We start from the raw sequence: 321 nt of genomic DNA, 5'->3' as shown, positions 1-321 counted from the left end.
GGTGCGCGGGCGGCTCGCCCATACCCTCCCACCAGACGTCGCCGTCGTCGGTGAGCGCCACGTTGGTGAACAGGGAGTTGCCCTGCTCGATGGTGCGCATCGCGTTGGGGTTGGTGTGCCAGTCGGTGCCCGGCGCCACGCCGAAGAAGCCGTTCTCCGGGTTCACCGCGTACAGCCGGCCGTCCACGCCGAACCGCATCCAGGCGATGTCGTCGCCGAGCGTCTCAACCTTCCAGCCGGGGATGGTCGGCTCCAGCATCGCGAGGTTGGTCTTGCCGCAGGCAGACGGGAACGCCGCCGCCACGAAGTAGACCTTGTTCT

General features: G+C 68.2%; 1 protein-coding gene. It reads right to left on the bottom strand.

Annotated elements, in window-relative coordinates:
• On the bottom strand, positions 1-321 hold a 321-nt coding region (locus F0L68_RS44010; RefSeq protein WP_223199571.1), incomplete at both ends, for a phosphoenolpyruvate carboxykinase domain-containing protein.

The organism is Solihabitans fulvus (assembly GCF_008386585.1).
Lineage (GTDB): Bacteria > Actinomycetota > Actinomycetes > Mycobacteriales > Pseudonocardiaceae > Solihabitans > Solihabitans fulvus.
Note: the sequence above shows the minus strand (reverse complement) of the source record. Positions and strands in the feature narration are given on the sequence as shown.